The following is a 9,533-nucleotide window of genomic DNA, read 5'->3' as shown; positions in this document are numbered from 1 at the left end:
GAGACGGTCAGGACTTGGGTCATGGTTCTATCGTAACTTCCGCATTCCTCCCGACACTGACCCTACGGGTACAGTGCGGGGCTCCTGCGATTTCTGGCTGACCTTCCCTCTGCCTTGCTTGAGCCCGGCACAGCAGGAACGGCAGCCACTACCCTGGGTTACTTCTTGGTAATTCTCGGAGTTTCCCGAAAGGCGACCGCGAAAAACAGAAGGCCCAACGTCAAAAACAGGATAAAGGTGTAGGTGATGGCTTCCATACAAAACCTCCATTTCTAAGGGGGCTTGATTCCAGATTAACTCGGAGCCGCCAGCACCCCATCTCCAAAGTGAAGCAGAGTGCCGACGGCATCGCCGAAAAGGGCTCTAGGCTTCCTGAACCTTGCGAGTGGTGGGATCCCCTACTTTCTGGAAGACGCCGAACTCCACCATTTCCTCGCTCATATTGGGGTCAATACCGGCGAACACATCGCGGAAGAGAGTGCGAGCGCCGTGCCAGATGTGGCCAAAGAAGAACAGCAGGGCAAAGACCGCGTGAGCAAAGGTAAACCAACCGCGGGGGCTGGTGTGGAAGGTGCCGTCCGCCTTGGGGGTTTCTCGGTCGAACTCAAACAACTGACCCAACTGGGCCTGGCGGGCATATTTCTTGACGGTTGCCGGGTCGGTAAACACCTGACCGTCCAGCTTGCCGCCGTAAAACTCCACCGTCACGCCCACCTGCTCAAAGCTATAGCGAGACTCTGCCCGACGGAAGGGAATGTCTGCCCGCACCACCCCATCGGCATCCCGCAGGATAACCGGGAAGGTCTCGAAGAAGTTGGGCATCCGCTGCACCGTCAGCTCCCGCCCTTCGCGGTCACGGAACACCGGGTAGCCCAGCCACTCGATGGCAATGCCATCCCCTTTGTTCATGGGGCCAGCTCGGAACAGACCCCCCTTGGCCGGGCTGTTGCCCACGTAGTCGTAGAAGAGCAAAGATTTGGGCAGGGAGTTGTAGGCCTCGCTGCGGGTCATCCCGGCTTCCATAGCCGCATTTACCCGGCGGTTAATCTCCTGGTTGAAATAGCCAGAATCCCATTGGTAGCGGGTGGGACCAAACAGCTCCACAGGGGTAGTGGCGCTGCCGTACCACATGGTTCCGGCCACCACAAAACCGGCAAAAAACACCGCCGCGATCGAGCTGGAAAGCACCGTCTCGATGTTCCCCATTCGCAGAGCGCGATAGAGGCGCTGGGGTGGGCGTACCGTGATGTGAAATAGACCTGCAATGATGCCCACGATGCCTGCAGCAATGTGGTGGGCCACCACCCCTCCGGCGTTGTAGGGGTTAAAACCGGCTGGCCCCCATTCCGGTGCTACCGGCTGGACGTGTCCCGTCGTCGCATAGGGATCGCTCACCCACATCCCCGGGCCAAACACCCCCGTCAGGTGAAAGGCGCCAAACCCAAAGCAGAGGATCCCGGCCAACAGCAGGTGGATCCCAAATATTTTCGGCAGATCCAAAGCCGGCTCGCCGGTGCGGGGATCCCGGAACAGCTCCAGATCCCAGTACACCCAGTGCCAGCAGGCAGCCAAGAAGAGCAAGCCGGACAAAACGATATGGGCAGTGGCTACCCCTTCAAACGTCCAGAAGCCCGCATTGGCAACGCTCTCGCCGTAGATATTCCAACCGCCCCAGGAGTTGACCACCCCCAGGCGAACCATAAATGGCATGACAAACATGCCCTGACGCCACATCGGATTCAGGACAGGATCCGACGGATCGAAAATGGCCGTTTCATAGAGCGCCATCGACCCGGCCCAACCTGCTACCAGAGCGGTATGCATCAGGTGAACCGCGATCAGGCGACCTGGGTCATTCAGTACAACCGTATGGACCCGATACCACGGTAGTCCCATAAAGCTCGGTCCTCCACGTTCTCCAACACTTACGCGATATCCAGTCAAACAATTAAGCCGACATCTTACCTGGGATCCTGACCCGAGCAGTCTCTTCAGAGTCGGGGGGTACCGCACCCGCTTGAACCCCTGAGCGCACCCAACTAGGATATCGCTCTCAGAATTTCCATCGCGGGCATCAAACAGTATAACGAAACGCTACCGACCTGAGTGGCTTCAGGCAGGATGCCGTCTCACTTTAGGCATCATCATCCCAGATCTCTCGCCGGAGATTAAAAATATGACTTAAAATGTTACAATACTTAGCAACTGTGAGCGCTCTCCTGGCTCAGGCTGAAAGGTGTCGTGGTTTCTGGCAGGGGTATGGCAACGATTCGCTTCGTCAACGAGAACCGAGAGATCTTCGTCGCTGAAGGCGCTAACTTGCGCTTGAAGGCTCTGGAAAACCAGATCGATCTCTACAAAATGATGGCCAAGCTGCTCAACTGCGGCGGCAACGGCCAGTGTGGCACCTGTGTGGTGGAGATTGTTGAGGGATCCGAGAACCTCTCCCCTCGCACCGAGGCGGAAAACCGCAAGCTCAAGCGCAAGCCCGACAGCTACCGCCTTGCTTGCCAGACCAAGGTGTTGGGGGATGTTTCGGTCAAAACCAAGCCCTAACCTTGGCCCGCCCGTTTTCCCTTTGGGCAAGTCGTACTCAAGAGTGGTATGCTGACTGCCAGTTGGGCTTGTGGCATTTGGAGTTATGGAGACGAACTACCTGGGCATCTTGGCCACTCTCTTAGTCGTTCTGGTGCCCGCCATCTTCTTGGTGATTTTGTACGTGCAAACCTCCAGCAGATCTGGTGACTGAGTGGGCAGCTCCTGCCGATTCAAATTGGGCAAGGGGTATTCCTAAAGCCGGTCAAAAAGAGGATCCCCTGTGTACAAGAGGATCCCTTTGCGTTGGACAAACTGAGAGTACTTGGGGGAGCGCCCTCAAGGTGCTAAGTCAAGCTGTGGCTTGGGCTGCCTTGGCTTGGTCGAAGGTTCCCGCAGGTTCATACAAAAACTCAAACAGGTTGCCGTCGGGATCCTTGCCATAGAAAGAGGCAGTGCCATCCCGGTGGCTGTGGATTTCCCCCACCAGGATCCCTTGGGATTTCAGGCGCTGGTGCTCTTGCCGAAGCTCCTCCAGGTTGTCGAAGACAAAGCCAAAGTGGGGCCCTGCTGCGCGATAGCCCGGCCCCAGCAGTGCCAGCCCATCCTCTCCCGCCTTCATGTAGGCCCAGTCGGGATCCTGCCAGACGTTGACCATGCCCAGCTTTTGGTAGAACTCCACCGCCTTGGGGATGTCTTCTACCCGGATGGCGACATGCCCGAGTTGTCTAAGTGCCATGTCATCCTCTGTGCTCAAGTGAGCCAACTGCAACGGTTCTCCTCCAGATCAGCTTGACACACTCCCCACCCCGAAGGGTAGGGATCCCCGCAGCAAGACAGGGCTCTAGACCTAACTTCTTGAGAACTTGAGACAGGGATCCCAATCCAGTCCATAGGCAGGACAGAAGATGGTTTCAACCCATTGGATTGGGGATGAACCAAGACTTATCCTGTTGGCTGCGCGGCCAAGAACCGCTCCAGCTCGCTCAAAGCCTCTGCATCCATCTTGGTTTGCATAGGGCAAAACTTTGGCCCACACATAGAGCAAAACTCTGCCGTTTTGTAGATATCTGCCGGCAAGGTTTCGTCGTGATATTCTCTGGCGCGTTCTGGATCCAAAGACAATTCAAACTGCCGGTTCCAGTCGAAGTTATAGCGGGCCCTCGACATCTCATCATCCCGATCCCTGGCACCGGGGCGATGACGGGCAATATCGGCAGCATGGGCGGCAATTTTATAGGCAATTAAGCCGTTGCGCACGTCCTCTGCATTGGGCAAACCCAGGTGCTCTTTGGGGGTGACATAGCAAAGCATGGCTGCCCCGTACCAGCCAGCCAAGGCCGCCCCAATGGCGGAGCTGATGTGGTCATAGCCTGCCGCAATATCGGTTACCAGAGGTCCCAAAACATAGAAGGGAGCCTCATCGCACTCTTCCATTTGCTTGCGCACGTTGAATTCAATTTGATCCATCGGCACGTGGCCGGGCCCTTCCACCATGACCTGCACATCGTGCTCCCAAGCCATGCGGGTCAACTGGCCCAGGGTTTTCAACTCCGCCAGTTGTGCTTCATCAGAAGCATCGTGCAAGCATCCCGGTCGCAAAGAATCTCCCAAACTGAAAGAAACATCGTATTTCTTGAAAATCTCAATAATATCGCGGAAGTGGGTATAGAGAGGATTTTGTTTGTGGTGGGCCAACATCCAGCGGGCTAGGATCCCACCTCCACGGGAAACAATTCCCGTCAGGCGATGGCGCACCAACGGCAGATATTCGATCAGGATCCCGGCATGGATGGTCATGTAGTCCACCCCCTGCTGGGCCTGTTTTTCGATAACATGCAAGATGTCTTCTGCAGAAAGTTTTTCGACGTTGCCGTGCACACTTTCTAGGGCTTGGTAGATGGGCACCGTACCAACCGGCACCGGAGAAGCTTGGATAATGGCAGTACGGATTTCATCCAAATCGCCGCCTCCGGTGGACAGATCCATAACGGTATCGGCGCCGTATTTGATGGCCAATTTCAGCTTTTCCAGCTCTTCGGCCAAGCCGGAAGAAGTAGGGGAAGCGCCAATGTTGGCATTGACTTTGCACCGGGAAGCGATCCCAATGCACATCGGCTCGAGGTTGGTGTGATGGATGTTGGCAGGGATGATCATGCGACCCCGGGCCACTTCCGAGCGGATCAGTTCCGGCGGCAGGTTTTCCCGCTGGGCCACATACTCCATCTCTTCGGTAATCACGCCCTGACGGGCAAAGTGCATCTGCGTTACATTTGCTTGCCCACGACGACGGGCAACCCATTCGCTGCGCATGTTGTCAACTCCAGTGCTCGCTTTCCTACGCTGGTATGAACCAGATCAGGTTCTGAGGATGTAATCTCAGCCTGGGGATAATCCCCAGACACTCCTAGCGTGGTGTGATCATATCACCGAAATAGAGATGAGGCGGGGAGCTTTATAGTCTTTATTAAAAGAGTTTGAGATAGTACTAACCCTCACCCCTGGCCTCTCTCCCCATGAGATCCTGACCCTCACAGGGATCCCAGCCAGCGCCGCCAGCTCCACCAGGGATCCTTTCCCTTGCTGGCCCTGAACAGTTCGGCCACTTCCTCGCCGGTGGGCTGGGCAATAAAAGTCTTCAAGACGCTGTAGAGGCCGGGCTCTTCCTGCTGCCACAGGCTCCAGGGATCCGGATAGGCGCGAAACAGGGCTCCCTCCACCAATGAGCGCAGGTAGTAGCTGGTCTCGAAGGTGCTCAGAAACCGCTGGCGCAGACGGCGACCGGCCAGACCCACACCCACGGTGGCGGCATCCTGCAATTGGGGGTTGAGCAGCACGACGGGTTTGGGATCCCGTCCTTTGGAAGTCAGCCCAGAGGGATCCCCGCCACTGACCGCTTGGCAAACCCGCTCCACCTGATCCAAGCTGTAAACCGCGGGCATCACCAGCAGGAGGCTCTGTTCTGGGGTAGGTTGAGTCCGGGAAGTCAAGCTCTGTAATTCAATCCCTTCTGGCAGGGATCCCCATTCCCGCTGGGCCAGGGCTGCTCCGCCGGCATCGCTAAATAGCACCAAAGCCGGTGGCTGCACAAGTTCCAAAAAAGGGCGAGCCAAAACCTCCGGCTTCAGGTCGGGGGCGAGGATCTCGATCAGCAGGCGGCGATACCCCGCTTGCATGGCCAAGCGAGTTGCCCGAATGGCTTGTTCGCAGGCTTGGGCCAGATCGACGGGCAGGTCGGGAAATTGAGTCAGTTGCAGTTGCTCCGCCACAGCTCAGATCCAAATCAGATCCAACAAGGTTCAAGAAACGGTTGCCTAGCCTGACGAGTCTTCCCAAGCCTTGTGGGTGAGCAATTCCTCCAGCACCCGCACGCCCCGCAGTTGATTGGAGAGGGGTAGGTGGCCTTTGGGGGCAGACAGATCCCAGATGAACTCGTCAGGGTAGCGAGTCCAGTGGTAGCCCTGCTTCCAGCCGATGAGCGGCCAGAGGCGCTCCCAGTTGCGGTTCACCCCCAGCCACAGTTGCCGCTGCACCGAGTAGCCAAAGCGATCCCCGGAGGCCGCCCGCCACAGGCGATCGATCGTGCGCAGATCCTCGACCGGGATCCGGCTCACCTCGGAAAAATACAGCCAGCCCCGCCGCGCCGCCCCCTCTCCTGCCGCCCGACATAGCAGTTGTAGGCTCAGCCGATCCGCCTCCAGCCAGGCTCCCGCCGATAACAGCTCCTGCAGAGGACGATAGTCGATATTCAGGGCTGAAGTCAGAGGGACGGTCACCATTGCCAAGTTGCAAAAGGTCTCCCTTGATTTTAGTCCCTGCTGTCCGTCCCCTCAGGTTTCAGGCGGGTACTTGGGCGGATCCCCGAAGATGATGCGATAGCCGATGTACGCCACCCCCAACAGCCCCGCCAGGATCCACAGGAAAGTCGAGAAGGGTAGGCGGGAAAAGAAGACAACATAAACCCGGCGGCTGAGCCAAGAAAAAATAAGATAGACTGCCGCCAAAATGCCGATCCCTTGCAAGGTGCGAAAAGCCGGCACCCGCGAGAGAGGCATGCGCTGGCGTGCCACCCAGATGGAGCTAAGAAAAGTCCAGGGAGGCACCAGCAGCAAGAACATATCCGCCTGCTTCACCACCGCCTGCCAGCCGGCGGTGTTGGTGGCATAGGCCAAGTAGCCCGCCCAGAGGACAAGAGTTACCGCTCCCAAGCCGATATTTAAGCTGAGCAAAAAAGGCTCCTCCCATTGGCCTGGGATCCAGTCGCAGAGAACCCAAACCACCCAAGGGGTGGCAAAGAGCAAAAGCGCAATGGCTAAGCCATTGGCGTTGAGCTGGGTAAAAAACGTCTCCAGAGTCATGAACAGCAAAAGGAGCGAACGTCACCCTTGATGGTAATGATTCCTCCTTGAGGAAGCAATTCAATCCGTATACAAATCCACCTATTGTGGGCAATGCCCGCAAGGTTTACAGCCCGCCTGGGCACCCCGGCAAACGTTGCCAAGTAACACCAGCAGGGATAGGAGTAGGAAAAAGAAAAGGGATCCTTGACGCTGGCCAGGGATCCCTTCCTGTAGTCTTTCCTAAAAAGCTCAAGACATTTTCTATGGCGTTGCTGAGGGAATTAACCCAAGCCACTCTCCCCTTTTGCAAGAAGTGAGTCTGGCATCGGAATCCCTACTCCTCCGGATCCATCCGCCTCAGTCCATTAACCCAATCTACAGCCCTTGCAGCACCGTATCGGGGCGGGCCGACAGATTCTGGATGCGGGTATCCTGGGCAGGCGGGGTGTCTGCTTGGGTGAACACGCCGATCTGCCGCAAATACCGAGCCAAGGCATCTTGCTCGCTGCCGGGGGTGTCGAAGGTAATGCCAGAGCTGGGGGCCAAGTTGACCCGGTTGGGGTTAGACAGGCGAGGGAAGGGATAGTCATCCCCACCATTGGCCAAGAAGTCCAGGGTCACCAGGCGGAAGGTGCGTCTGGGATCCCCTTGCACTTGGCCGTTGCGCACCACCACATCCCGACCCGTGGGCGTATCCACCCGCAAGGAGAGGACGCGGGATCCCGGTGGCCGCGAGGGATCAAAGCTAAAGGCAAAGCCGCCAATTTGCGGGAAACGGCCTGGCGTGGCTCCTGGCTGGGTTTGCGCCACCCCGTGTTCCACCATCTGCTTCAGTTCCTCAGCGGTAACAGTCAACAGAGAGAGGCCGTTGTTAAAAGCAAGGGCCGTTTCGATGTCCAGCTGAGAGATTTGACCGGACTGCTTGCCGGCCTCAGGGTTAGCCACCGGTGGGATCCGCTGCACCGGCTCACCGCCGCCACCACCAGTGGTAGCCCCAATGGGAGCGCGAATGCCGCCGCCATTTTTCAGGGAGATGACGGTGGAAGGATCGACCGTTCTGGCGTAGGCCAAGTTGGCATCGGCGGTGAGGTTACCCAGGTTGGTTTCCTCGGTGCGCACCTCTGCCCGCAGGCCGTTGAGAAATTGAGTGGTGGAGCCAAAGGTGCGGCCATCCTTGGTGCGGATGATGTTGCCGATCTCATTGGCCACCCGAACCACGTCAGGATTGGGGGTGCCCCTGACAGCTGCTACCCCTTGGTCGTCGGTGGCATAGGCACCGCTCACCGGGTCAATGCGGGCAATAACCCCGTTGGCGTCAAAGCTGACCACCAGGTGGCCCACGTAGCGATAGTTGGAGCCGGTGTTGACCACCGCCACCGGTTGACCACTGGCGGAGGAGCGCAAGATGGGGTAGTCACCCGTGCGGGTATCGGGCAAATCAGTGCGCAGGCGATCGGTGGGCTTGGCGATCACCCGGTGGGATCCGCCGGCAATGATGATGTCCACATTTCGCAATTGGCTGGCCAGGGCTACCTCGTTTTGCAACTGTTGCAGATGGGCTAGGAGGATAATTTTGTTGATGCCCTGAGCGGTGAGTTGATCGACGAAGCCCTGGATCAGGGCAGCACCTACCTGGTCGGTGTCGTCCACCCTGCCTTCTACCCTCACCTCGGGGCCGGGGCTAGAGATGGCCGCCAAACGGGTGGTGGTGGCTCCCACCAAGCCAATTCGCTGCCCTCCTACGGTAATCACTGCTGTCTTGGCAATTCTGCCTCGAATGGAGCTGGCCTCTTGGCCATCGGCGGCAAAGTCAGCGCTGGCCAATTCCCCGGTGCCGCTGAAGCTGAGGTTGGCGCTCAGATAGGGAAAACGAGCCCCAGCGTAGCCGCGGCCAGTGTCGGGCCGGATGAGGTCGCGAATTTGGCGCGTGCCCTGGTCGAACTCGTGGTTGCCGAAAGCAGACGCCTCAAAACCGATGGCGTTGATGATCTCGATATCGGCTTTGCCAGGGGTGAGGTTGTAACGGCCTTGCAGAGACCGATCCGTGCTGGCGTTGTAGAAGGGGCTGGGGATATAGTTGTCCCCACTGGAGAGCACCACCGTGTTGGGAAATTGGGGGCGCAGAGCGTTCACCACCGCCGAGAAGCGCGGCGCATCTTGTACGGCAGCGATCGAGGCTTCCAAGTCGCTGGCGTGTAGGATTTGTAGGGTAAAAGCGGGCGGCTGAGTCGAGAGAGCCACATTGGGATCCGAGGCGATAAACCCAGCCCCTCCGCCGGTTGGGGGAACCGAGCTGCTGCTACCGCAGGCGCTGGCCAGGCTCAGCACCAAACACCACAACCCGACCCACAGGGAGCTGGCCAGAGGGTTCAGCCAATCCGGGAGCCATCTCTTGGCAGGGGCAGACCCTCGAGCACGGCAAGCTGGTTTCATGACAATTCCTTCACTCCATCCACAAGAGAGGACGCATCCGCGTTCACCAAATTTTCGGGCTGGAGGCCCGCACCATAGCCGCAGGCTTGGTGTCGGGAGGAAAGCCCTCCTCCATATAGGTTTGCTGGTCAAAGTCTGGATAAACTACAATAAGCCCATGAGCCAGACTATCTCTGTACGTTGCAAGCTGATAGTCCCACAAGAGTTGCGTCAAGAAATTGACCG

At 57.9% G+C, this 9,533-nt stretch carries 11 protein-coding genes and 1 riboswitch; of the genes, 2 read left to right on the top strand and 9 right to left on the bottom strand.

What is annotated here, in order from left to right; translation table 11 throughout:
• Positions 1-158 precede the first annotated feature (158 nt).
• On the bottom strand, positions 159-257 hold the full coding sequence (locus ACVWZ1_RS13735) for a photosystem II reaction center protein T (protein ID WP_011431949.1): 99 nt from the start codon (positions 255-257) through the stop codon (positions 159-161).
• Between the two features lie 106 nt (positions 258-363).
• The gene (gene psbB / locus ACVWZ1_RS13730) at positions 364-1,896 is read right to left on the bottom strand and encodes a photosystem II chlorophyll-binding protein CP47 (RefSeq protein WP_011431948.1); all 1,533 of its coding nucleotides are present in this window, start codon (positions 1,894-1,896) and stop codon (positions 364-366) included.
• Between the two features lie 363 nt (positions 1,897-2,259).
• Between psbB and ACVWZ1_RS13725 the strand changes: the two genes are divergently transcribed.
• Together ACVWZ1_RS13725 and psbM are read left to right on the top strand one after the other, a co-directional pair.
• Entirely contained in the window at positions 2,260-2,556 is a 297-nt protein-coding gene (locus tag ACVWZ1_RS13725) for a 2Fe-2S iron-sulfur cluster-binding protein (protein WP_011431947.1), read from the top strand.
• A gap of 85 nt (positions 2,557-2,641) precedes the next feature.
• A complete protein-coding gene (gene psbM / locus ACVWZ1_RS13720; protein ID WP_071818137.1) occupies positions 2,642-2,749 on the top strand; it encodes a photosystem II reaction center protein PsbM in 108 nt (35 codons plus the stop codon).
• Between the two features lie 138 nt (positions 2,750-2,887).
• Here psbM and ACVWZ1_RS13715 read toward each other — a convergent pair whose 3' ends face one another.
• The 7 genes from ACVWZ1_RS13715 to ACVWZ1_RS13685 all read right to left on the bottom strand — a co-directional run.
• Positions 2,888-3,274, bottom strand: a complete 387-nt coding sequence (locus ACVWZ1_RS13715; protein ID WP_414330014.1) for a VOC family protein — start codon at positions 3,272-3,274, stop codon at positions 2,888-2,890.
• A gap of 206 nt (positions 3,275-3,480) precedes the next feature.
• Complete coding sequence (gene thiC, locus ACVWZ1_RS13710; RefSeq protein WP_457503698.1) at positions 3,481-4,848, bottom strand: phosphomethylpyrimidine synthase ThiC; 1,368 nt, start codon at positions 4,846-4,848, stop codon at positions 3,481-3,483.
• 5 nt (positions 4,849-4,853) lie between these two features.
• Positions 4,854-4,954: riboswitch (TPP riboswitch) on the bottom strand.
• Between the two features lie 112 nt (positions 4,955-5,066).
• Positions 5,067-5,804 (bottom strand): DUF1995 family protein, encoded by a 738-nt coding sequence (locus ACVWZ1_RS13705; protein WP_457503697.1) that lies wholly within the window; start codon positions 5,802-5,804, stop codon positions 5,067-5,069.
• Positions 5,805-5,849: 45 nt separating this feature from the next.
• On the bottom strand, positions 5,850-6,314 hold the full coding sequence (locus ACVWZ1_RS13700) for a GUN4 domain-containing protein (protein WP_414418813.1): 465 nt from the start codon (positions 6,312-6,314) through the stop codon (positions 5,850-5,852).
• 51 nt (positions 6,315-6,365) lie between these two features.
• Complete coding sequence (locus tag ACVWZ1_RS13695; RefSeq protein WP_457503700.1) at positions 6,366-6,893, bottom strand: hypothetical protein; 528 nt, start codon at positions 6,891-6,893, stop codon at positions 6,366-6,368.
• A gap of 357 nt (positions 6,894-7,250) precedes the next feature.
• The gene (locus ACVWZ1_RS13690; protein ID WP_457503696.1) at positions 7,251-9,308 is read right to left on the bottom strand and encodes a bifunctional metallophosphatase/5'-nucleotidase; all 2,058 of its coding nucleotides are present in this window, start codon (positions 9,306-9,308) and stop codon (positions 7,251-7,253) included.
• A 43-nt stretch (positions 9,309-9,351) separates the two neighbouring features.
• Positions 9,352-9,533 (bottom strand): hypothetical protein (locus ACVWZ1_RS13685; RefSeq protein WP_457465581.1); only part of this gene is annotated, 182 nt, incomplete at its 5' end.

It is taken from the genome of Thermostichus sp. MS-CIW-25, from assembly GCF_054060015.1.
The sequence above is the reverse complement of the archived record's forward strand: the minus strand, read 5'-3'. Positions and strand labels throughout refer to the sequence as shown.

Bases quoted from the DNA above. Each gene is read 5' to 3' on its own strand.
- ACVWZ1_RS13735 (WP_011431949.1), bottom strand. From the start codon at position 257: ATGGAAGCCATCACCTACACCTTTATCCTGTTTTTGACGTTGGGCCTT.
- psbB (WP_011431948.1), bottom strand. From the start codon at position 1,896: ATGGGACTACCGTGGTATCGGGTCCATACGGTTGTACTGAATGACCCA.
- ACVWZ1_RS13725 (WP_011431947.1), top strand. From the start codon at position 2,260: ATGGCAACGATTCGCTTCGTCAACGAGAACCGAGAGATCTTCGTCGCT.
- psbM (WP_071818137.1), top strand. From the start codon at position 2,642: ATGGAGACGAACTACCTGGGCATCTTGGCCACTCTCTTAGTCGTTCTG.
- ACVWZ1_RS13715 (WP_414330014.1), bottom strand. From the start codon at position 3,274: ATGGCACTTAGACAACTCGGGCATGTCGCCATCCGGGTAGAAGACATC.
- thiC (WP_457503698.1), bottom strand. From the start codon at position 4,848: ATGCGCAGCGAATGGGTTGCCCGTCGTCGTGGGCAAGCAAATGTAACG.
- ACVWZ1_RS13700 (WP_414418813.1), bottom strand. From the start codon at position 6,314: ATGGTGACCGTCCCTCTGACTTCAGCCCTGAATATCGACTATCGTCCT.
- ACVWZ1_RS13695 (WP_457503700.1), bottom strand. From the start codon at position 6,893: ATGACTCTGGAGACGTTTTTTACCCAGCTCAACGCCAATGGCTTAGCC.
- ACVWZ1_RS13690 (WP_457503696.1), bottom strand. From the start codon at position 9,308: ATGAAACCAGCTTGCCGTGCTCGAGGGTCTGCCCCTGCCAAGAGATGG.